This window comes from Bradyrhizobium diazoefficiens (genome assembly GCF_016616235.1).
Lineage (GTDB): Bacteria > Pseudomonadota > Alphaproteobacteria > Rhizobiales > Xanthobacteraceae > Bradyrhizobium > Bradyrhizobium diazoefficiens_H.
Genome location: NZ_CP067100.1, coordinates 3,370,300 through 3,390,746 on the forward strand (window position 1 = coordinate 3,370,300; position 20,447 = coordinate 3,390,746).

21 protein-coding genes, 2 tRNA genes and 1 pseudogene are annotated in these 20,447 nt (G+C 63.9%); 12 read left to right on the top strand and 12 right to left on the bottom strand.

Going from position 1 to position 20,447, the window contains the following annotated elements:
- Positions 1-21: 21 nt before the first annotated feature.
- Positions 22-852 carry a 23S rRNA (guanosine(2251)-2'-O)-methyltransferase RlmB gene (gene rlmB / locus JJB99_RS15955; RefSeq protein ID WP_200499639.1) on the bottom strand — a complete coding sequence of 277 codons (831 nt, stop codon included), beginning with the start codon at positions 850-852 and terminating at the stop codon, positions 22-24.
- Positions 853-1,059: 207 nt separating this feature from the next.
- Here rlmB and JJB99_RS15960 point away from each other — a divergent pair.
- A tRNA-Tyr gene (locus JJB99_RS15960) sits at positions 1,060-1,145 on the top strand.
- Positions 1,146-1,265: 120 nt separating this feature from the next.
- Here the strand turns inward: JJB99_RS15960 and JJB99_RS15965 are convergent.
- On the bottom strand, positions 1,266-2,297 hold the full coding sequence (locus JJB99_RS15965; protein WP_200499640.1) for an LLM class flavin-dependent oxidoreductase: 1,032 nt from the start codon (positions 2,295-2,297) through the stop codon (positions 1,266-1,268).
- A gap of 95 nt (positions 2,298-2,392) precedes the next feature.
- Positions 2,393-4,450, bottom strand: coding sequence for an ATP-dependent helicase (locus JJB99_RS15970; protein WP_200499641.1), 2,058 nt, complete (start codon positions 4,448-4,450; stop codon positions 2,393-2,395).
- A gap of 128 nt (positions 4,451-4,578) precedes the next feature.
- Between JJB99_RS15970 and JJB99_RS15975 the strand changes: the two genes are divergently transcribed.
- A complete protein-coding gene (locus tag JJB99_RS15975; RefSeq protein WP_200499642.1) occupies positions 4,579-5,169 on the top strand; it encodes a TMEM175 family protein in 591 nt (196 codons plus the stop codon).
- Between the two features lie 9 nt (positions 5,170-5,178).
- Here the strand turns inward: JJB99_RS15975 and JJB99_RS15980 are convergent, their stop codons facing one another.
- Positions 5,179-5,559 (bottom strand): YciI family protein, encoded by a 381-nt coding sequence (locus tag JJB99_RS15980; protein WP_200499643.1) that lies wholly within the window; start codon positions 5,557-5,559, stop codon positions 5,179-5,181.
- Positions 5,560-5,939: 380 nt separating this feature from the next.
- Between JJB99_RS15980 and JJB99_RS15985 the strand changes: the two genes are divergently transcribed.
- Positions 5,940-6,013: transfer RNA gene (locus tag JJB99_RS15985), tRNA-Gly, on the top strand.
- 28 nt (positions 6,014-6,041) lie between these two features.
- On the opposite strand, the gene JJB99_RS15990 is transcribed toward JJB99_RS15985, so the two are convergent.
- The 6 genes from JJB99_RS15990 to JJB99_RS16015 all read right to left on the bottom strand — a co-directional run bounded on the left by JJB99_RS15990 (position 6,042) and on the right by JJB99_RS16015 (position 10,901).
- Positions 6,042-6,917, bottom strand: a complete 876-nt coding sequence (locus JJB99_RS15990) for a PhzF family phenazine biosynthesis protein (RefSeq protein WP_200499644.1) — start codon at positions 6,915-6,917, stop codon at positions 6,042-6,044.
- 14 nt (positions 6,918-6,931) lie between these two features.
- Positions 6,932-7,969 (bottom strand): ABC transporter substrate-binding protein, encoded by a 1,038-nt coding sequence (locus JJB99_RS15995; protein WP_200499645.1) that lies wholly within the window; start codon positions 7,967-7,969, stop codon positions 6,932-6,934.
- 43 nt (positions 7,970-8,012) lie between these two features.
- Entirely contained in the window at positions 8,013-8,801 is a 789-nt protein-coding gene (locus tag JJB99_RS16000; protein ID WP_200499646.1) for an ABC transporter permease, read from the bottom strand.
- A gap of 10 nt (positions 8,802-8,811) precedes the next feature.
- Positions 8,812-9,504 (bottom strand): ABC transporter ATP-binding protein, encoded by a 693-nt coding sequence (locus tag JJB99_RS16005; protein WP_246775263.1) that lies wholly within the window; start codon positions 9,502-9,504, stop codon positions 8,812-8,814.
- A 209-nt stretch (positions 9,505-9,713) separates the two neighbouring features.
- On the bottom strand, positions 9,714-10,580 hold the full coding sequence (locus tag JJB99_RS16010; RefSeq protein ID WP_200499648.1) for a helix-turn-helix domain-containing protein: 867 nt from the start codon (positions 10,578-10,580) through the stop codon (positions 9,714-9,716).
- A gap of 108 nt (positions 10,581-10,688) precedes the next feature.
- The gene (locus tag JJB99_RS16015; protein ID WP_210347644.1) at positions 10,689-10,901 is read right to left on the bottom strand and encodes a hypothetical protein; all 213 of its coding nucleotides are present in this window, start codon (positions 10,899-10,901) and stop codon (positions 10,689-10,691) included.
- A 96-nt stretch (positions 10,902-10,997) separates the two neighbouring features.
- Between JJB99_RS16015 and gmd the strand changes: the two genes are divergently transcribed.
- Both gmd and fcl read left to right on the top strand, forming a co-directional pair.
- Complete coding sequence (gene gmd / locus JJB99_RS16020; RefSeq protein WP_200499650.1) at positions 10,998-12,068, top strand: GDP-mannose 4,6-dehydratase; 1,071 nt, start codon at positions 10,998-11,000, stop codon at positions 12,066-12,068.
- A complete protein-coding gene (gene fcl / locus JJB99_RS16025; RefSeq protein WP_283816041.1) occupies positions 12,049-13,005 on the top strand; it encodes a GDP-L-fucose synthase in 957 nt (318 codons plus the stop codon). The genes gmd and fcl overlap by 20 nt, the downstream gene beginning before the upstream one ends.
- A gap of 41 nt (positions 13,006-13,046) precedes the next feature.
- Here fcl and JJB99_RS16030 read toward each other — a convergent pair whose 3' ends face one another.
- Together JJB99_RS16030 and JJB99_RS16035 are read right to left on the bottom strand one after the other, a co-directional pair.
- On the bottom strand, positions 13,047-13,253 hold the full coding sequence (locus JJB99_RS16030; protein ID WP_200499651.1) for a hypothetical protein: 207 nt from the start codon (positions 13,251-13,253) through the stop codon (positions 13,047-13,049).
- A gap of 88 nt (positions 13,254-13,341) precedes the next feature.
- Positions 13,342-14,206: pseudogene (locus JJB99_RS16035) on the bottom strand (formate/nitrite transporter family protein).
- A 165-nt stretch (positions 14,207-14,371) separates the two neighbouring features.
- Here JJB99_RS16035 and JJB99_RS16040 point away from each other — a divergent pair.
- The 7 genes from JJB99_RS16040 (at position 14,372) to JJB99_RS16070 (ending at position 20,390) form a co-directional block, all read left to right on the top strand.
- A complete protein-coding gene (locus JJB99_RS16040; protein ID WP_200499652.1) occupies positions 14,372-14,824 on the top strand; it encodes a DUF2231 domain-containing protein in 453 nt (150 codons plus the stop codon).
- The gene (locus JJB99_RS16045) at positions 14,821-16,155 is read left to right on the top strand and encodes a PQQ-dependent sugar dehydrogenase (protein ID WP_200499653.1); all 1,335 of its coding nucleotides are present in this window, start codon (positions 14,821-14,823) and stop codon (positions 16,153-16,155) included. The genes JJB99_RS16040 and JJB99_RS16045 overlap by 4 nt, the downstream gene beginning before the upstream one ends.
- A 32-nt stretch (positions 16,156-16,187) precedes the next feature.
- On the top strand, positions 16,188-16,391 hold the full coding sequence (locus JJB99_RS16050; protein ID WP_092220800.1) for a hypothetical protein: 204 nt from the start codon (positions 16,188-16,190) through the stop codon (positions 16,389-16,391).
- A 125-nt stretch (positions 16,392-16,516) separates the two neighbouring features.
- Entirely contained in the window at positions 16,517-16,687 is a 171-nt protein-coding gene (locus JJB99_RS16055) for a hypothetical protein (RefSeq protein ID WP_200499654.1), read from the top strand.
- A gap of 125 nt (positions 16,688-16,812) precedes the next feature.
- Positions 16,813-18,018 carry an MFS transporter gene (locus JJB99_RS16060; protein ID WP_200499655.1) on the top strand — a complete coding sequence of 402 codons (1,206 nt, stop codon included), beginning with the start codon at positions 16,813-16,815 and terminating at the stop codon, positions 18,016-18,018.
- A gap of 164 nt (positions 18,019-18,182) precedes the next feature.
- Positions 18,183-19,412 carry a CaiB/BaiF CoA transferase family protein gene (locus JJB99_RS16065; RefSeq protein WP_200499656.1) on the top strand — a complete coding sequence of 410 codons (1,230 nt, stop codon included), beginning with the start codon at positions 18,183-18,185 and terminating at the stop codon, positions 19,410-19,412.
- Positions 19,413-19,511: 99 nt separating this feature from the next.
- Positions 19,512-20,390, top strand: coding sequence for a 3-keto-5-aminohexanoate cleavage protein (locus JJB99_RS16070; protein ID WP_200499657.1), 879 nt, complete (start codon positions 19,512-19,514; stop codon positions 20,388-20,390).
- Positions 20,391-20,447: the final 57 nt, after the last annotated feature.

A 20,447-nucleotide genomic window follows, 5' to 3' on the forward strand; every position in this document is an offset into this window, starting at 1 on the left:
GCGGGCAGGCGTTTTGTTTTGCTAGCGCTTCATCAGCCCGAGACGGCTCGCGCCGACATAGAGCGAGAGCACGGCGGCGTTCGACACGTTGAGGCTCTTGATCGCGCCGGGCATGTCGAGCCGCGCCACGATGCTGCATGTCTCGCGCGTCAATTGCCGCAGGCCCTTGCCTTCGGCGCCTAGCACCAGCGCAAGCGGCTCGCGCAGCGTGACATGCGAAAGGTCGTCGGTGCCTTCGCTGTCCAGCCCAACGGTCTGGAAGCCGCGCTCGTTCAACTCGGTGAGCGCGCGCGCGAGGTTCTGCACCGTAACGATCGGCACCAGCTCCAGCGCGCCGGAGGCGGCCTTGGCCAGCACACCGGTCGCCTCGGGACTGTGGCGGGCGGTGGTGACGATCGCCTTCACCGCGAACGCTGCCGCGGAGCGCAGGATAGCGCCGACATTGTGCGGATCGGTGATCTGGTCGAGGACCAGCACCATGCCTTCCTGATCGAGGTCTTCGATATCAGGCGAGGGCAGGGGATCGGCCTCGGCAAGCAGGCCCTGGTGCACGGCGTCGGGCGAGAGCAGACGGTCGATCTCCTGGGGCCGGACGATCTCGGGGGTGACGCGGGTCTCGATGTTCTCGTCCGCCAGACGCCTTGCGGCGTTCTCGGTCAGCGTCAGCTTGCGGATCTGCCGCTCGGGGTTGGCGAGCGCCATGCTGACGGTGTGCCAGCCATAGAGGATGACGGGTCCGTCGGGGCCCGAATCGCGGTCGCGTCGAGCCAGCCGGCCTGCCGATTTTCCGGGCCTGTTGAAGGGCTTAGGCCCGCCGCGGGGCCCCCTCGGGGTGAATTTTCGATCCTTCATGCGCTCGCTTGTGTCACGGGTCCCGGAATATGGCAATTTGGGCGCGATCGGGGGTGATTTTAGCTTTTCGCCTCGGTTGACTTTACCCCACCGCTTCGCCCATAACCGCGCCCGGTCGCGCCCCCATCCGGGCTGTTGCGGCCTTCACGTTCCATGGCCGTCTTCGGTCCGCCGGCAAGGTCCGGCCCGATTGTGCTGCCGTCGAGCGGGGGAGTGTCCCGAGTGGCAAAGGGAGCTGACTGTAAATCAGCCGCCTCATGGCTTCGCAGGTTCGAGTCCTGCCTCCCCCACCAGCCTTCGCTCGCTTCGCGAGCTACGGCTCGGCAAGCCAGCCACAAATGCCTATGGCGCGAAGCGAGCGAAGGCCGTCACGCCGTGGCCCGCACGGCGTAGGCGGGCTGGCCCAGACGGTCTCACCCCATCATCTCCCGCACCATCGGCACCACCTTCCGCCCATAAAGCTCGATGCTCTTCATCAGCTTCTCGTGCGGCAATCGCCCTGCCGAATATTTCAGCTGGAATCGCGAAATGCGAAGCGCCTTCGCGGTCGCTGCGATCTTGCGCGCGACCGTTTCCGGCGCGCCGACATAGAGCGAGCCGTGCTCGGCCTCATTGACGAACTCGTCGCGGCCCATTGGCGGCCAGCCGCGCTCCTTGCCGATGCGGTCGCGCATCGCCTTGTAGTCGGGCCACAGCTCCTCGCGCGCCTGCGCATCCGTTTCGGCAACGTAGCCGGGCGAGTGCACGCCGATCGGCTGCACGGGGCGGCCGAACTCCTTGAAGGCGCGGTGATAAAGATCGACGTACGGCGCAAACCGCGCGGGATCGCCGCCGATGATCGCGAGCATCAAGGGCAGGTCGTGGTGCGCGGCGCGCACCACCGATTGCGGGCTGCCGCCGACGCCGATCCAGGTCTTGAGCCGGTCGTTCTCGACTGGTGGATAGACCAGCTGGTCTTTCAGCGGCGGGCGCAGCTTGCCCTGCCAGGTCACCGGCTTCTGCGACAGCAGCGCGGCGAACAAATCGAGCTTCTCCTCGAACAGCTCCTCGTATTTGCGTAAGTCGAAGCCGAACAGCGGAAAGGATTCGGTGAAGGAGCCGCGGCCAAGGATCACTTCGGCGCGGCCATTGGAGAGCGCATCGAGCGTCGCAAAACGCTGAAACACGCGAATGGGGTCGTCGGAGCTCAGCACCGTCACGGCCGAGCCGAGATGGATGCGGCTGGTGCGCGATGCGATTGCCGCCAGCACGGTCTCGGGCGAGGAGATCGCGAAATCGGCGCGGTGATGCTCGCCAAGACCGATGAAATCGAGGCCGAGCTCGTCGGCCAGCACCGCTTCGTCGACGACGTTGCGGATCACTTGCGCATGCGAAAGCAGGCTGCCTGAGCCGTCCTTGGTGACGTCGCCAAACGTATCCAGTCCGAATTCGAGCGGTGCGGTCATCAATCAGGTCTCTGCGGGGATGATCGACCAGAGTTAATGGATGGCCGTGACGTCGCAAGGCGGCATTCGGAAATGCTCGGTTTCCGTTTGTCGGTCTACCGCCACATCCCGCGCATCCGCGCCCCGATATCGATTTTCGGCCCTTGCGCCGCGGTGCGCGCGGTGCCCGCGGCGGCCTTTGGCCAGGCGGTGCGCTCGAATAGATAGACCAGTTGCTCCGGGATGAAGCGGGTGCGCGAGGCGTAGACGTGGCGGTCGCCCTTGGCCTGCTGGCCGTGGGTGAAGAAGCGCTGCGGCACCACGAGATGCAGATCGTCCTTGGCGCGGGTCATCGCGACATGGAGCAGGCGGCGCTCCTCCTCGAGCTCCGCCGAGGTGCCGGCGCCGAGATCGGAGGGCATGCAGCCGTCGACGACGTTGAGCACGTACACCGACTTCCACTCCTGGCCCTTGGCGGAATGGATGGTCGAGAGGATCAGATAGTCCTCATCGCGTAAGGGCGGTCCGGACTTGTCGCTGGTCGCATCCGGCGGGTCGAGCGTGAGCTCGGTCAGGAATTTTTCGCGCGAGGAATAGCCGCTCGCGATCTGCTCGAGCTGCATCAGGTCGGCGCGGCGCGTCTCGGAATCCTCATGGATGCGGTCGAGATGCGGCTCATACCAGAGCCGCACGCGCTCGAGATCGACAGGCCATTCCGAGTAGCGCAAATTTTCGACCGTGCGGACGAAGTCGGTCCAGTCGGCGCCGGTGCGTGCCGGCACCGGCAACTGGCCGAGCGCGTGCAATGGATCGCTGCTCTCCGCCATCTGGTCGAGCACGCGCTGCGCGGTGGCGGGGCCGATGCCCGGCAACAGATGCAGGATGCGGAAGCCGGCGACGCGGTCGCGCGGATTTTCGGCGAAACGCAGCAGTGCCAGCACGTCCTTGACATGCGCGGCGTCAAGGAATTTCAGCCCGCCGAACTTCACGAACGGGATGTTGCGGCGGGTCAGCTCGATCTCCAGCGGGCCGGAATGCGAGGACGTCCGGAACAGCACCGCCTGGTGCTTGAGCAGCGCGCCTTGCTCGCGGTTGGCCAGCACCTGTTCGACGATGTAGCGCGCCTGGTCGGCCTCGTCATGCACCGTGACGAGCTGCGGCTTCCGCCCTGCGCTGCGGTCGGTCCAGAGGTTTTTGGTGAAGCGCTCGCGCGCAAGCCCGATGACGCCATTGGCCGCCGCCAGCACCGCTTGCGTCGAGCGGTAATTGCGGTCGAGCGTGATCATCTCCGCCCGCGGCGAAAAGCTCTGCGGAAAATCCAGGATGTTGCGCACGGTCGCGGCGCGGAACGAATAGATCGACTGGGCGTCGTCACCGACCACGGTGAGCCCGCGTCCGTCCGGCTTGAGCGCCAGCAGGATCGAGGACTGCAGGCGGTTGGTGTCCTGATATTCGTCGACCAGCACGTGATCGAAGCGGCCGCCGATCTCCTCGGCAATCAGCGCATCGCTCATCATCTGCGACCAGTAGAGCAGCAAATCGTCGTAATCGAGCACGTGCTGAGACTGCTTGGCCTCGACGTAAGCGGCGAACAGGCCCTTCAGCTCGGCCGCCCAGCCCGCGCACCAGGGATAGTGTTGACCGAGCACCTTTTCGATCTCCATCTCGGCGTTGACGCAGCGCGAGTAGATCGAGAGACACGTGCCCTTGGCCGGAAAGCGGCTTTCGGTCTTCGATAGGCCGCGCTCGTGCCGCACCAGATTCATCAGGTCGGCGGAATCCTCGCGGTCATGGATGGTGAAAGCGGGATCGACGCCGATCCGCTCGGCATATTCGCGCAGCAGCCGCGCGCCGATGCCGTGGAAGGTGCCGGCCCAGGTGAGGGCGTCGCGCATGATCGCGGCGTTGTTCTCGCCGAGCACTTTTCGCGCGATGCGCTCGACCCGGCCGGCCATCTCGGCCGCGGCGCGGCGGGAGAACGTCATCAAGAGGATGCGGCGCGGATCGGCGCCTGCGACGATCAGATGCGCAACGCGATGGGCCAGCGTGTTGGTCTTGCCGGAGCCGGCACCCGCAATGACGAGCAGCGGAGCGCCCACGGTCGCGCCATCGGCCACGCCATGCTCGACAGCGCGGCGCTGCTCCGCATTGAGCGTGTCCAGATATGTCGCCACGAATCGCCCCGGTGAAAGGGTGAGGGTCGGCGATCCCGGCTCGAATCGCAATGCGGCTGGACGAAACCGATGTTAAGACCTAGGGACAAGACAGCCCAAAGTTCCAGCCCGAGAAGCGTGCAACAGGCATGACCGAGCTCAAACCCGACCAGTTCGAGATGCGGCGGCTGGAATCGCTCAGCAACACCATCTTCGGCGTCGCCATGACGCTGCTTGCCTATGATTTGCCCAAGGCCGCTGTCTTCACCAGCGCGCCCGACTGGAGCGATCTGGCCCAGGTCTATTCCGGCAAGCTGGCGGGCTTTGCGCTCAGCTTCATCATCGCCGGCCTGTTCTGGATCAGCCACCACCGCCGGCTGGCGCGTCAGGCGGTCGGCAGCCGCGGCGCGGTGATCCTCAATTTGTTCTTTCTGCTCTCGATCGTGCTGCTGCCTGTCACCAACGGGCTCTACACCAATTACGCCATGAGCAGCGCGGCGGCGGTGCTGTACGGCCTGAATTTGACCGCGATCGCCGGCCTCAACGCCTTGCTGTGGTGGACGATCCTCGGCGGCTGGCGGCGCGAGACGATGGCCTCGTTGTTTCCGCTGCTGGTGTTCATCCCGGGCACGATCGTTGCGGCGTTCGCGCCGCATGTCGCACCCTTCGTGTGGTTCATCGCCTTCGGCGGGCTCCTGGTCCGGCGCTTCTATATCGCACCGGCGGACCAGGGTTCATAAAGCGCGCGGTCACGGCGATGTCGTGCCGAACCCATCGGCTGCGACGTAAAGCTTCACCGGGCGGATCTCGTAGACCGCGGTCGGATTGACCTCGCGCAGCTTCCGCGCCGCCGCGATCGCCTCCTCGTCCGTGTCGTATTCGACGAGGTGGAAGCCGAGAAGCTGCTCCTTGGTCTCTGCAAACGGGCCGTCGAGCACCATGCCGGCGCCGGGGCCGCGCAGGGTGCGGGCCTTTCGGGTGTCGTCCAGACGTGCGGCCGGCCCGAAATGTCCGCTGGCGCGCAGCGGCGCCTGCACTTCGATGACTTTGGCCACGACCGCGGCGTCCTGCTCCGGCGTCCAGGACCGGATCTCGTCTTCCACATGGTAGGCCAGGATGGCGTAGAGCATCGTCACCTCGTTGATTTTTTGTTGCGCGCGTCCAAAGGACGTATTGCCGCAGCTTGTGCCGACAAAACCCCAAAGAAAAGGCGCGGCGGGGAGGCCCCGTCGCGCCCGATTTCTTGCTCGCTGGTCCAGGGCTGAGAGCGCCCCGATGCCAGGCCTTTGGTTCAAAGCCTAGCGGGCGATCCCAGCGAGGTGACAGCGCTTGAGATAAGACACTGGATCACCTCCTTTCGTTGGTTACGGGAGCCTCAATATAGGGTCGAATCGCCGCGCCGTTAAGAGGAGGGGGCCGGAGGACGGGGAACAAGCCCGTTCGCGAGGCGGGAAAGGGCGGCCGGGGACAGTTGAGACCGCCAGCGGGCCGTGTTAGGTGATCGCAAGATGCGGGTGTAGCTCAATGGTAGAGCAGCAGCCTTCCAAGCTGAATACGAGGGTTCGATTCCCTTCACCCGCTCCAATCTGGGACGTTGCTCACGTCCGGGAAATCACCACGCCTGCGAGCGGTGGAGTTTCACGCATCCTCCAAGCAGGCAGCCCACCGGCCTGTCGTCGGCAAAGCCGAGTCGGATGCCGATTTCGGACAAGGAATTCATCGCCCGGCCTTGCAGGACGGTAATGCGCTCGCTGTCAGCCTTGACGAGCCGATTCTTGAGCAACCCAAACGCGAGCGCCGCGGCAGCGATTCCCGTTGCTGCGTCCTCCGGGTAGCCCGACGATTTTGGGAATTGCCTGGCTTCAAAACGACGGCTGCCCTGATGATCGATCGCATAAGGGTAGAGCCCGGTCGACCCAATGCTTTCGCAACACTGCTCGGTCGTTGGCATGTTCGAGACCAGATTGTTCAGGAGGTCGACGCTCTTCATCGGAATGAGCGTCTTCACGCGCGACGTCGCGGCGTTTTGAATCGGCAGGTCGAGCAGGTCGGCCCGTGAGATGTGAAGCGCCGCTAGTACCACCTCTTCTTCTTCGCGCGACAGATCGACCACTTTCCCGACCGGTTGAGTGATCTCAACGTAGGGGTCATCGGATCGAGCCGTGTCGATGAAACCGGTCACCGGTCCGCTGCGCGTGTCGATGCGCACCTGCCCGGTTCGCAAATCTCCTGTCGTGGCCAGGGCCCACAACGCGCCGATGGTGGCGTGGCCGCACATTTCCATCTCATGGCGGGGGACCCAGAATCGAAAGATGTAGTCCGCATCGCCACTGACCGCGGGCAGAACGAACCCGGACTCGTGCCCGAAATGTCTCGCGATGCGTTGCATATCATCGCTGGGGAGCGCGGACGCATCCATGACGATCGGACAAGGATTGCCGCCGGCACCCCTATGCGTGAAGACATTAACCAGCTTGATCTCGGTCATCTCAATAGCCGATCTCAGTTCATCGATGGGGCGACGGCGTCGACGACGGCGTTGGTGTAGGAGGCCGCGATCGGCACGTTCACGGGCTTCTGCTCACCCTCCTCGAGAAACTTGTAGTTCTTCAGCATGCCACTCTCTTCGATCCTCGGATTGTCGCGGAAAGACGGCAGGGTCAGGCGCCAAGCCAGATCGAACTCGGCCTTCGGAACCTGAGTGAAGAATGGTCGTACCGCCTCCCGGGCGTCGTCCGAACTGGACTTCATGTAACGAAGGCCGTTCCAGAGACCGCGCACCAATTTCTGCGCGAGCTCGGATTTTCCGACGATCCAGTCGTTGCGGGCGATAAGCGTATAGAACAGGATGTCGGCGAACGGGGGGTATTCACCCCTGGCGAAGTCGAACAGCATCGCACCGCCGAACCGCGCAATTCCCGTGGTCGACGTCGGAGCGGACAACGCATATCCGTCGATCCGTTTTTGTCCCAAAGCGGCCAGCATGCTGCTTCCGCCCCCGATCGGCGTGATGGTCATATCCCGATCCGGATTTAGGCCGCCGAACACGGCGATGTGCCGGACCATCAGGTCCGTCAGGCTTCCAGGACCTGCCACCGCGATGGTCAGGCCCTTCAAGGCGGCTGCCTTTGCCCTGGGATCCTTCAAATTCGCAAGATCGATCTTTTTCGCCGCGTCGGCTGAAAGCACCAGATCCGATCCAAACTGCGTCTGAACCGCTGCGAAGGATTGCACCGGCTGGCGCTTTTCCTGCGCCCGCAACTGGACGCTCGGGCTGCCGACGTAGATGTCCGATTGGCCACCCAGCACTGCCGCCAACGCCTCGGCTCCGCCCTTGGAGAATGTGATCACCTCCGCGTCCAAGCCTTCTCGTTCGAAGAAGCCTTTCGTGCGCGCCACGTAGATCGGAAGGTAGATGAATCCCTCGCTCGGCTGTCCCAGCACGATCTTCTGCCTCGATTGAGCGATCGCCGGAGCGCAAAGCATGTTGGCAGCGCCAAGGCCTGCGATGGCAAATGCCTGTCTTCTCGAAACCTGCATGATATCTCCCGATGCGAGAAGGAAAGGGGTGAATTGGGCGCGGCTAAACCGTTACTTCCCGGTGTTCCTCAGCCTCTTTCCAAGGCATGAGGACGCGTTCCAGTATCTTGACGGCGAAGCTCAACAGCATGGTGAGGGCGACGATCGCAATCAGGGCGGCGAAGACGCCGGGTGTGTCGAACTTGGACGCGGCATTGGAGATCAGATAGCCGAGGCCTCTGTTCGAGGCGATGATTTCCCCGACGATCGCTCCGATGAGGGCGTAGGGTACGGACAGCCGCAAGCCGGCGAAGACCCACGTGATGGCCGACGGAAGCACCAGCTTCGACATCAACTGCCGCTCCGATGCTCCCATCAATCTGATCACGGTGAGCTGTTCCCTGCTCACGCTCCGCACGCCGGTATAGGTGTTCAGAAACACCAGAAAGAACACCGTAACGGCCGCCAGCACGATCTTCATCTCGATGCCGATGCCGAGCCAAAGCACGAACAGCGGCGCCAGCGCCACCTTGGGAAGGCTGTAGATCGCCGCCAGGAAGGGATCGAGGATACCGGCGAGGAGCCGTGAACGTCCGAGGACCAGCCCGGCGAAAACGCCCGCGCTTCCGCCGATCAGAAACCCGGCAAGCGCCTCTACCGTCGTGATCGAGGCGTGAAACAACAACTCTCCACTCCGCAGAATGGCCCAGAAGCTTGCGGCGATGGCAGAGGGCGTCGAGATGTAAAACTCGCTTCCGGACCAGACTGACCCCGACTGCCAGATGACGACGAGCACGGTGAGTAACCCCAGGCGCGCAAGCATGATTGAGCGATATGACGGGTGGTTTTCCATCGAGGCTCTCCTAGGCCGGGACCGCGATGGCGGATGGCGAGGGCATCGTCGCCAAATCCGGCGTCAGCATCGCCCAGAGTTCGTTGGTGAAATCGTGATGACGGGAGTCGAACCTCAACCTTGCGAGGTCGCGGTCTTTGGGCAGAGGATTGTCGAAGACTTTCGCGATCGTGCCCGGGCGGCCATGAAACACGGCGCACTTGTCACCCAGTGCCGCCGCCTCCTCGATATCGTGCGTCACGAACATCACGGTCAGATCGAGCTTGCGGCAGATCCTGAGCAACTCGGCCTGAAGCGTCAACCTGAGCTGCGCATCGAGCGCGCCGAATGGTTCATCGAGAAGAAGCGTCTCCCGGTCGGCTGCGAGCAGCCGCGCAAGTGCGCAACGCTTGCGCATTCCGCCCGAAATCTGGTTGGGATAGGATTTGGCGAAGTCTCCGAGCCCGACAAGGGAGAGAAGTTGCTCTATGCGGGCTTCTCGATCGCGCTTCGCAAGTCCCGCGACCTCCAGCGGGATCGAAACGTTGCCTGCGACGGTCCTCCATGGCAGCAAGTGATCCTGCTGCGTCATGTAAGCGACTCGATTGTTCAACCCGCCGATCGTTGCTCCGTCGTAGGTCACTCCGCCTTGACTTGGGCTGACGAGTCCCGCCGCCAAATTGAGAAGCGTGGACTTGCCGCATCCGGACGGGCCGAGCAGCATGGTGACCTCGCCGCGTCTCAGCGAAAGTGTGACGTCGCGGATCGCGGTGTAGCTCTGAGATCCCGATCGGAATGTCTTCGTGACATTGGAGAAGACAATGAATCCGTCTGGCTGAAGAACTTTCATGCCGCCGTCACCCTCCCTAGGCAATCCAGGAGAGTAGGGGGCGAGACCGGTCTAGTGCGCGACCGGGAGGGACTTACAGCTTGTCAAATCGGGCCATGCCGGCGCGCGGCGGTCGGCGAGATGCCGGCTACCCGCCGCATCATCCTCGCGAGGGCCGAGCCGGATTCCAGTCCCACTCTCCAGGCGATCTCTCCGACGGGCAAATCCGTCGTGGTCAGCAGCAGGCGTGCTCGCGCGATCCGCTCCTGTTCGTGGAATTCGCCAATCGTCACGCCGGTCTTTTCGCGGAACAATCGAGTGAGATGGCGTCTCGACAGGCCGAAAGTGGCGCCGATCAGGTCCAGAGAGAGGTCGCTGGCTGCGTTGTTCCTGATAAAGCATTTCATCTCGGAGACAAGCGCATCACCATGGCTTCCGGAAGTCGACGCCGGAAGCGGATCATTGCGTTCGATCTGGCTCAGGCAATTGATGAGCAGTGCGGCGACGAGATGGCTACGAGCCGATTGCGCGGCCAAGTTGTCGGGAGCGCCGGCTTGGCAAAGACCGAGCAGAGACCGCATCTCGCGCGAGACCGCAAAGAACGTAGGAGCCTTGAGCTTGGTCCGGACGCGGTTCAGAGATCCGAGTCGGGTTGCCATTCCGGCCAATTGATCGTCCGTCGCATAGATAGCCAGGTGCTCGTGCCCCCTGCGGGGCGCAGTGGTCTGATGAGAGAGGTTCTTGGGCACGACAACGAACCGGTCTTCGCTCAGCCAGGCCGGGGTTTTTCTCGTCTCGTCCCGGAAATCAACGACGCCCACGCGCGGCAGGAGGATCATCAGGCAATCATGCCAATGCCATGGCATGTAATAATTGTCGCCACCCCCGATCAACGCAAGCTGGTCGTCATCGGCCGCCAGTATCTGGGCATCGGACGATGTGTTGCGAAGTGTCTGAATGGATCTGAGCATCTTCTAAAGTAGCATCTAGGGGCTCATTGGCAAGCCATCGAGTGCTCGCGACGAATCGGGGAGGCGGGTCTTGCAAATCGTCATTCCGACCAAGAGAAATCCAGTAGTTCAATTGCCCGGAAAGCTGCGAATTGCTAGAACAGTTCTTGAAAACTTGCGAAAATCACGCAACTTCCAGGTGGAATACGAGGTTTCGATCCCCTCCACCCGCTCCAATCCCGGTTGTGCAGTTTGCGGCGGATGGCGCCCGCGGATTGCGCCGGCCATACCTCCGGTTTCCTGATCTCCTGGAAATTTCTTGGCATTCCCCGAGTTGACCATGGCTGCCATTCTGTCAAAGAAAGAATGTCGCGTTGTTTGCTGGCACGAACAAGTCGGCCTCGGTCAATCACGTCGCGTTGGGAGTTGAGATTTCATATGGCTGAGCGGATTGCTCTCATCACCGGCGTGACCGGCCAGGACGGCGCCTATTTGGCCGAATATCTGCTGTCGCTCGGCTATGTCGTGCACGGCATCAAGCGCCGCTCGTCCTCGTTCAATACCGCGCGCGTCGATCATCTCTATCAAGACCCACATGTCGGCAACGTGCCGTTCCTGATGCATTACGGCGACATGACGGATTCGACCAATCTGATCCGCCTGATGCAGCAGATCAGGCCGACCGAGATCTACAATCTTGCCGCGCAGAGCCACGTTGCCGTCAGCTTCGAGAGCCCGGAATACACGGCCAATGCCGATGCGATCGGCGTGCTGCGCCTCCTGGAGGCGATCCGCATCCTCGGCATGGAGAAGGAGACGCGGTTCTACCAGGCCTCGACCTCCGAGCTCTACGGCCTCGTGCAGGAGATCCCGCAGAAGGAGACGACGCCGTTCTACCCGCGCTCGCCTTATGGCGTCGCCAAGCTTTACGGCTACTGGATCACGGTGAACTATCGCGAAGCCTATGGCATGTTCGCCTCCAACGGCATCCTGTTCAACCACGAGAGCCCGATCCGCGGCGAAACCTTCGTCACCCGCAAGATCACCCGCGGCGTCGCCCGCATCGAGGTCGGGCTCGAGGACACGCTCTATCTCGGCAATCTTTCGGCCAAGCGCGACTGGGGCCATGCCAGGGACTACGTCGAGGGCATGCACATGATCCTGCAAGCCGACAAGGCGGACGATTTCGTGCTCGCCACCGGCGAGACGCGCTCGGTGCGCGAGATGATAGAGCTGGCTTTTGCGCAGGTCGGCCGACGCATCGCATGGCGCGGACAGGGCGTCGACGAGACCGGCGTCGACGAGAAGAGCGGCAAGACCGTGGTGCGGATCGATCCGACCTATTTCCGCCCGACCGAGGTCGATCTCCTCGTCGGTGATTCCAGCAAGGCGCGGCAGGTGCTCGGCTGGAAGCCGAAGCGCACGTTTGCGGAGCTCGTCGCGGAGATGGTGGCGAGTGATCTCGCCGAAGCAAAACGGGACGCCGGCCGTGGCAAGCATCCCGTTTGAGCTGAAGGGCAAAAGTGTTTACGTCGCCGGCCATCGCGGCATGGTCGGCAGCGCCCTGCTGCGCCGGCTCGCGCGCGAGGAGGTCGAGCTCGTCACGGTGGACCGCCGCGACGTCGACCTGTGCAACCAGGCCGCGGTGTTCGACTGGTTCGCGCGCGTGCGGCCGCAGGTGATCTTCCTCGCCGCCGCAAAAGTCGGCGGCATCGTCGCCAATAACACGCTGCGGGCCGAGTTCATCTACGACAACATCGCGATCGCGGCCAACGTGATCCACGCCGCGCACCAGAACGGCGCCGAGAAGCTGATGTTCCTGGGGTCCTCCTGCATCTATCCCAAGTTGGCGGCGCAGCCGCTGCGCGAGGATTCGGTGCTATCAGGTCCGCTGGAGCCGACCAACGAGCCCTATGCCATTGCCAAGATCGCCGGCATCAAGATGGTGGAGGCCTATCGCAGCCAGTATGGCTCTGACTTTATCAGCGTGATGCCGACCAATCTGTACGGCCCCGGCGACAATTATCATCCCGAGCTCAGCCACGTCGTCGCCGCCCTGATCCGCCGCTTTCACGAGGCCAAGGTCTCCGGCGCGAAAAGCGTCGTGGTCTGGGGCACCGGCACGCCCCGGCGCGAGTTCCTCTATGTCGACGACATGGCGGACGCCTGCGTGCACCTGATGAAGACCTATTCCGGCCCCGAGCTGATCAACATCGGCACCGGGAAGGACATCGCCATCGCCGAATTCGCGAGGGTCGTCGCCGAGATCGTCGGCTACAGCGGCGAGATCAGTTTCGATACCTCGCGTCCCGACGGCACGCCGCGCAAGCTGCTCGACGTCAGCCGCCTCGACAAGCTCGGCTGGCGCGCCAAGACCTCACTTCACGATGGTTTGAAGCGCGCCTATGATGCCTATCTAACCCAGACGGTGCGGTCCGCACGATAACCTCGCACGCAGCCTGAGGCGCAGACGATGCGCCGAGCCGACTATTCCCGCTCGGTGTCTTTCACCTGGCGCGCCTCTTTCGCGCGGTCCACGGCGCCGCCCTGAGGCTGACCGCTCACCTTGACGCCGGGCAGATGATCCACCTTGTTCTTAGCTGCCTCGTCGGTGCGCTTTAGCTCGCGCTCGATGATATCGCGTGATCCTTCGGCCGGTTCCTTGTCGAATGGACTCTGGGTTTCAGTGCTCATGGAGATCCTACTTATCGCGGCACTTGATCTGATGAGGCAAGCTCGGGACGTGGCGCATCGTTCCTGTCGGGTTGGCGCGGGTGCAGCCCTATTCCCTGTGGTCGTCAATTTCCGCGGCAACTTGTCCATAGTTCAGCAGAGCAACCAGGGTCGTTCCACCCAGTATATTACCGAGCAACGTCGGCACGAAGAACTCGGCGGTATATTGGGCCAGCGACGCCTGGCCGCTCTGCACCAGAAAAGCGCACTCGACCGAGCCCGCAACGATGTGCGCAAACTCGCCGAGCGCGACCACATAGGTCATCACGACGATGATGTGCGCGCGCGATCCTTTGGTAGCTGGAAGAAGCCATGCCATCAGGGCGATCACCCAACCGGCAAAGATCGCCCGGACGACCGTCGTCGCGAACGTCCCCTCGATGGTGTGGCGGCTGAGATCGACGAAGGCGTCCACGACACGCGGCTCGAAGATGCTGACTCGGGCAAGCACGGAACCAACGGCCCAGGTTCCTGCAATGTTCGAGGCGAGGACCAGGCCCCACAGCTTGAGCACGCTTCCCAAGGTCTCGAGATCCCTGTTGTGGCAACAGCGGCAGGATCGGCGTCAGCGTGTTCTCGGTGAAGAGCTGCTGCCGCCCCAGCACCACGACCAGGAAGCCCACCGTGTAGCCGAGCGGAGCGACCAGGCGCCGGGTGCTTTCATCCAAGATCAGCGCGTGAAACTCGCCCTGGACGATCAGGGACAATCCCATCGATAGGCCGGCGGCAAGACCCGAGAGCACGATGGCCCACCATCGCCGCTCCAGCTCCTGCTCACCTTCGGCGCGGATGGTCTCGTGGATCAGTGCGGCGTTCGGCCGGCTCTGGGAGTCGATCTGCTCGGTCTGGCGGCGCGATACACCGTCGAGCTTGGAGGCTGGATTGAAAGAAGCGCCGTCGCCGGGCTGATCCACGGTCTGTCTCCGAGTATGGTGGGTCGAGTTCAAGGCAGCGATTCTCGATCAGTTCCTCGTCAGTGTTGGGGTGCTGAGTGCAGTTTGCCGCGCACCGACGCTTGGAACCTTCAGCGCAAGCACGAGTTGGCCGGTCGGGGGGGTGAAAGCCACACGAGGCCAACCGTGCAAGAAGCTGTGCGCGTGCGTTCCACCGCGCAAATCGCGGGCCATCCTATTCATCCGATGCTGGTGCCGATCCCGATAGCGTGCTTCATCGGCGCGCTCTTGACCGACATCGCCTATGTCGTCAGTGCCGAGATCATGTGGGCGGACTTTTCCGCCTGGCTCTTGTTGGTCGGCGTCGTCTTCGGCGTGCTAGCGGCGATCGCGGGCCTGACGGACTTCCTCTGTAACCGCCTGGTGCGTGCGCAGACGCCGGCCTGGCCGCATCTGATCGGCAACGCGATCGTGCTGATCCTCGCCATCATCAATGCGCTGATCCACACGCGCGACGCCTGGACCTCGGTGTGGCCGACCGGACTCATTCTTTCGGTGATCACCGTGCTGATCCTGCCCGTCACCGGCTGGCTCGGCTGGTCCATGGTGTATCGCCACGGCGTAGGAGTTGCGCGATGAAATCGTCGATTGCCCGCGCGCTGGTGTGCTCGTCACTGCTGTGTCTTGCCGGCTGCGACGACGGCAGCGGCGATCCCACGGCGCAAATCGGCGCCAATCCGAAGCTGCCCGATATCCAGCAATATTTGCTGCCGCCGATGCACATCGCGCGCATCGTCGGCTGGAAGAAGGGAGAGACGCCGACCGTCGCGCAGGGGCTGCAGGCCAAGGCCTTCGCCACGGGCCTCCAGCATCCGCGCTTCCTCTACGTGCTCCCCAACGGCGACGTGCTGGTGGTGGAATCCAAGGCGCCGAAATCCGCCCCGATCAAGCGGCCCAAGGAGATCGTGATGGGCTATATCGAGTCCTGGGCGACATCAGGCGGCGACACCGGACCGAGCAACCGCATCACGCTGCTCCGCGACAGCAACGGCGACGGCGTGCCGGATACGCAGAGTGTCTTCCTCGACCATCTCAACTCGCCGTTCGGCGTTGCGCTGGTCGGTAACGACCTCTATGTCGCCAACACCGATGCGATCGTGAAATATCCCTACACCGAAGGCGATACCAAGATCACCGCGCCGGGCACGGTGCTGACAGAGCTGCCGGGCGGACCGATCGACCATCACTGGACCAAGAGCCTGGTCGCGAGCCTCGACGGCGCGAAGCTTTATGCGGGTGTCGGCTCCAACAGCAACATCACCGAGAATGGCATGGAGGCCGAGCACAACCGCGCCGCGATCCTCGAGGTTGACCGCGCCAGCGGCCGCTGGCGCATTTTTGCGAGCGGCCTGCGCAATCCCAACGGGCTCAGCTTCGAGCCGCAGACCGGCGCGCTGTGGACGGTCGTGAATGAGCGCGACGAGATCGGTCCCGATCTCGTGCCGGACTATATGACCTCGGTGAAGGACGGCGGCTTCTATGGCTGGCCCTACAGCTACTACGGCCAGCACGTCGATCCCCGCGTCAAGCCGGAGCGACCGGATCTCGTCGCCAAGGCGATTGTGCCCGACTACGCGCTGAGCTCGCATGTCGCGCCGCTCGGAATGGCCTTCTACACCGGAACCAGCCTGCCGAGCGCCTATCGCGGCGGCGCCTTCGTCGGCGAGCACGGCAGCTGGAACCGGCAGGTGCTGAACGGCTACAAGGTCGTGTTCGTGCCGTTCGCGGACGGTAAGCCGAGCGGTCCGGCGCAGGACGTCGTCACCGGCTTCCTCGACAGCGACAACCACGCGCGCGGCCGTCCCGTCGGCGTTGCCATCGACAAGACCGGCGCGCTGCTGGTCGCCGACGACAGCGGCAACACGGTGTGGCGGGTGACCGCCGCGCATCCGCAGCTGACGCAGCGTTAGACACGGATTTGAAACAGCTGGAGGAGGAGACCATGGGCCTTGCTCAATACGCGATCGTGCCAGTGCAGGACGAATGGGGCGTGCTGCACGATGGCGACGTCAAGAGCAGATATGCCACCAAGGAAGCGGCGTTCGAGTCCGCCGTCGCGGCAGCGTCCCTGGCGCTGCGTGAGGGCCACGAAGTTCATGTCAGCGTGCCCGGCCGCGACGCCGGCGAGAACGCGCTCGGGATCTAAAGCATGATCCGGAAAAGTGCGCAGCGGTTTTCCGAAAGATCATGCTCAAACAACGACCTGAAGCGCGATGACGATTCATCAAGGACTCATCGCGCCTTAGGGACAGCATTCGAGAGGAGGCCGCGATGACCAGGCCACGTGAGCAAAACGGCGTCGAGCCGCCCCGGTCCGAAGACGACATCCAGCGCGAGCAACTCGGGCCCCGCGGTGTGCCTGATGCGCCGGACCCGGCCAGAATGACGCCCCAGCGCGAGAAGAAGACGCCGAAGCACATCGATCCGGGTCACACGTCCTGATGACCGCGCTGCTCTGCGGCTGACGCCGCCGTGCCATTCGGAACCGAACTTCCCGGCCGCCGCACCCAGGGGTAAGACTGACGTCACGGGCACGGTCTTCGCCCGCCGGGCAGGCGACCTTTGGAATGCGGTTCTTGAAATCTGACGGCAGGCTTATTGGCATCCTGCTGGTGCTCGCGATCACCCAGCTCATCGCATGGGGCACGATCGGGCTGCCCGCCATCGTCGGGCGCGATCTTGCCGCCGATCTCGGCATGAGCCTGCCGGCAGTGTTCGGCGGGACCTCCGTTCTCTACGTCACCATGGGCCTGTGCGCGCCCTGGCTCGCCAGGGCGTTCGCGCGGCATGGCGCGCGCAAGGTCATGATGGTCGGGACCGTCCTCACCGTGCCCGGCTTCGTGCTGCTGTCCGTCGCGCGCGAGCCGGTGCTCTATTTCGCCGCCTGGACCATCTTCGGCGTGGCTGGCAGCGCCACGCTCTCGACCGGCGCTTATATCATGTTGAACGAGATTGCCGGGCGGCAGGCCAAGAGCGCGATCGGCGCGCTCATGCTGGTGACGGGCCTCTCCAGCAGCATCTTCTGGCCGACCACGTCGTTTCTGAGCGGTCATCTCGGCTGGCGCGGCACCTGCGTCGTCTATGCCGCCATGCTGATCCTGGTGTCGCTTCCGCTCTATGCGTTTGCCGCGCCGCGCCGGATTGTCGCGAAGGATGAGGGCGCCGCGCCGGCGAAGCGTGCGGAGGTCGCCCGGATTGCCCGGAGCACGTTCGGCCTTGTCGTCTCCGCGGTTACCCTCAACGCCTTCGTCAATTTCGGCCTCAACGCCGTGTTCATCGAATTGCTGCGGGCGGAGGGACTCGCGCCGGCGCAGGCGATCGCGTTCGGCTCCATGCTCGGCGTGATCCAGGTCAGCGCCCGCGGGCTCGATTTCCTCGGCGGCGGCCGCTGGGACGGGATCACCACCGGGCTCGTCGCCGGCACGGCGCTGCCCGTCGCGATGCTGCTGCTGATGCTGAGCGAGGGCGCGACCTGGGCGGTCGCCGTTTTCATCCTGCTCTATGGCGCTGGCAGCGGCGCGATGGCCGTGGCGCGGGCGACGATCCCGCTGGTGTTCTACGATCAGGCCGAATTCACCAAGGCGATGTCGATGATCGCGCTGCCGCTCAACCTGGCCTCTGCGATCTCGCCGCCGCTGCTGGCCGGCCTGCTCACCCAGTTCGGCAGCCGCGGCGTGCTCGGTCTCACTTTCGTGTTCTCCTGCGCCACGGTGCTGATCCTGGTCCTGCTCGGCCGGCGGCGGCCGCACATCGCCGCGGCGACCGCGACCTGACGCTTTCTTCGCGGCACGGAAAGTCGCCGCTTCCGATTGGCGGGGCGGGGATGGCCGTATGCCCGGGGCGCAGTGCTCAGGATGCGAAAATGGTGTATCCGCAAGGTGCGCGGCCCGCGATCTCGCCGCCGCGCCAAAGATCCAGTTCCCCGGAGGAAGCTTACATGTCGGCCCTGCCGCTCTCAGGCATCAAGATCCTTGACCTCACTCGCGTGCTTGCCGGGCCCCTGTCGGCCCAGATGCTCGGCGATCTCGGCGCGGAGGTGATCAAGATCGAGCGGCCGGGCACCGGCGATGACGCGCGCGCCTTCGGCCCGCCTTACCTGACCGACCCCGAGGGCAAGGCCAACAACAACAATTCATTCTATCTCTGCGCCAACCGCAACAAGAAGTCGGTGACCGTCAACATCGCCAAGCCCGAGGGGCAGGCGATCATCCGCGAACTCGCCAGGGATGCCGACGTCTTCATGGAGAACTACAAGGTCGGCGATCTCAAGCGCTACGGCCTCGACTACGAGACGATCAAGGCGATCAATCCCAAGATTATCTATTGCTCGGTGACCGGCTTCGGCCAGACCGGTCCCTACGCACCGCGCGCCGGCTATGACGCCATCCTCCAGGCGATGGGCGGCCTGATGAGCGTCACCGGCCATATCGACGGCGAGCCGGGCGAGGGCCCGATGAAGGTCGGCCCGTCGATCGTCGACTACATGACTGGCATGAACACCTCGATCGGCATTCTCTCGGCGCTCTACCATCGCGACGTCAATGGCGGGCAGGGCCAGCACATCGATGTCTGCCTGTTCGACACCGTCATCGCCTCGCTGTCGCACTGGCTCCAGATCTACCTCGTCAACGGCAAGATGCCGCCGCGCCGCGGCACCTGGGGCAATGGCGGCATGCCGGCCGGCGTGTTCCGCTGCACCGACGGCGAGCTGATGCTGGTGGTCGGCAATGATGGCCAGTTCCAGCGCACCTGCGCCGTGCTCGGCGAGCCCCACCTCGCCAGCGATCCGCGCTTCATCAAGAACAACGACCGCGTCGTGCACGGCAAGGAGATCATGGCGATCTTCGCCGGCCTGTTCCTGAAGCAGCCGGTCGCCTACTGGCTGGAGAAGCTCGAGGAGGCCGGCGTGCCGTCGGGCCCGATCAACAATTTCGAGCAGGTGTTCTCCGATCCGCACGTGCAGTCGCGCGGCATGCGCGTGAAGGTCAACCATCCCTTCGAACCCGACCTGTCGCTGATCCGCAACGCGCTGACCCTCTCGGAGACCCCGATCAAGACTTACCGCGCCCCGCCGCTGCTCGGCGAGCACACAGAGGAGGTGCTCGGCGGCAAGCTCGGCTATGATGCGGGCAAGATCGAAGCGCTGAAGCAGCAGGGCATTGTCTAGCGTGCTCTTACCCTCCCCCTCCAGGCCCCTCCAGGGGAGGGTAAGATAGCATCGCGGCCTCCGCGCCTTTCAGCTACGACGACATCGGGACAGCACGCCATGACCTCCGGCAAAACCATCATCACCTGCGCCATCACGGGCAATCTCACAAAACCCGAGCAGTCGCCGTATCTGCCCATCACGCCCGAGCAGATCGCGACATCCGCGCTGGAAGCGGCAGAAGCGGGCGCCGCCATTGCCCACATCCATGTGCGCGATCCCGCCACAGGGCGGCCCTCGATGGAGGTCGATCTCTACCGCGATGTCGTGGATCGCATCCGCGCCCGCAACAAGAGCCTCGTCATCAATCTCACCACCGGCCCCGGCGGGCGTTTCGTTCCTTCCATCGAGGATCCCCGCATCGCCGGTCCCGGCACCACGCTCCTCCAGCCCGAAAAACGCGTCGAACACATCGAGCTCTTGAAGCCCGATATCTGCACGCTCGACCTCAACACCATGAATTCCGGCGGCGAGGTCGTGATCAACACGCCGCGCAACGTCCGCATCATGGCCGAGCGGATGAAGGCGGCCGGCGTGCTGCCCGAGATCGAGCTGTTCGATTCCGGCGACTGTCATCTGGCACGCGACCTGTTCGCCGACGGCACCCTGCAGGGACCGGGCCTGTTCTCGCTCGTGTTGGGGGTGAAGTACGGCTTCTCCGCCACGCCCGAGACCATGTTCTATGCCCGCGGCCTGCTGCCATCAGGCGCAATCTGGTCCGGCTTTGGCATCGGCCGCGCCGAGTTCCCGATGGTCGCGCAGGCCTATCTGCTCGGCGGCCATGTCCGCGTCGGCATGGAGGACAATCTCTATATGTCCAGGGGCGTCCTGGCGAAGACCAATGCCGAGCTGGTCGCGCATGCCGCCGGCATCCTCAAAAGCCTCGGCGCAAGCCTTGCGACCGCGGAGGATGCGCGCGCGATGCTGGGCTTGGCGTAGGCCACGCGATCGCTGCGCACAGTCCGGTGACGGAAGCATGACGCTGGCGTGGCCTTA

Coding starts and splice junctions, on each gene's coding strand:
- rlmB (WP_200499639.1), bottom strand. CDS start 852: ATGAAGGATCGAAAATTCACCCCGAGGGGGCCCCGCGGCGGGCCTAAG.
- JJB99_RS15965 (WP_200499640.1), bottom strand. CDS start 2,297: ATGACCGCACCGCTCGAATTCGGACTGGATACGTTTGGCGACGTCACC.
- JJB99_RS15975 (WP_200499642.1), top strand. CDS start 4,579: ATGACCGAGCTCAAACCCGACCAGTTCGAGATGCGGCGGCTGGAATCG.
- JJB99_RS15980 (WP_200499643.1), bottom strand. CDS start 5,559: ATGCTCTACGCCATCCTGGCCTACCATGTGGAAGACGAGATCCGGTCC.
- JJB99_RS15990 (WP_200499644.1), bottom strand. CDS start 6,917: ATGACCGAGATCAAGCTGGTTAATGTCTTCACGCATAGGGGTGCCGGC.
- JJB99_RS15995 (WP_200499645.1), bottom strand. CDS start 7,969: ATGCAGGTTTCGAGAAGACAGGCATTTGCCATCGCAGGCCTTGGCGCT.
- JJB99_RS16000 (WP_200499646.1), bottom strand. CDS start 8,801: ATGGAAAACCACCCGTCATATCGCTCAATCATGCTTGCGCGCCTGGGG.
- JJB99_RS16005 (WP_246775263.1), bottom strand. CDS start 9,504: ATGCTGCTCGGCCCGTCCGGATGCGGCAAGTCCACGCTTCTCAATTTG.
- JJB99_RS16010 (WP_200499648.1), bottom strand. CDS start 10,580: ATGCTCAGATCCATTCAGACACTTCGCAACACATCGTCCGATGCCCAG.
- JJB99_RS16015 (WP_210347644.1), bottom strand. CDS start 10,901: ATGGTCAACTCGGGGAATGCCAAGAAATTTCCAGGAGATCAGGAAACC.
- gmd (WP_200499650.1), top strand. CDS start 10,998: ATGGCTGAGCGGATTGCTCTCATCACCGGCGTGACCGGCCAGGACGGC.
- JJB99_RS16030 (WP_200499651.1), bottom strand. CDS start 13,253: ATGAGCACTGAAACCCAGAGTCCATTCGACAAGGAACCGGCCGAAGGA.
- JJB99_RS16045 (WP_200499653.1), top strand. CDS start 14,821: ATGAAATCGTCGATTGCCCGCGCGCTGGTGTGCTCGTCACTGCTGTGT.
- JJB99_RS16050 (WP_092220800.1), top strand. CDS start 16,188: ATGGGCCTTGCTCAATACGCGATCGTGCCAGTGCAGGACGAATGGGGC.
- JJB99_RS16055 (WP_200499654.1), top strand. CDS start 16,517: ATGACCAGGCCACGTGAGCAAAACGGCGTCGAGCCGCCCCGGTCCGAA.
- JJB99_RS16060 (WP_200499655.1), top strand. CDS start 16,813: ATGCGGTTCTTGAAATCTGACGGCAGGCTTATTGGCATCCTGCTGGTG.
- JJB99_RS16065 (WP_200499656.1), top strand. CDS start 18,183: ATGTCGGCCCTGCCGCTCTCAGGCATCAAGATCCTTGACCTCACTCGC.
- JJB99_RS16070 (WP_200499657.1), top strand. CDS start 19,512: ATGACCTCCGGCAAAACCATCATCACCTGCGCCATCACGGGCAATCTC.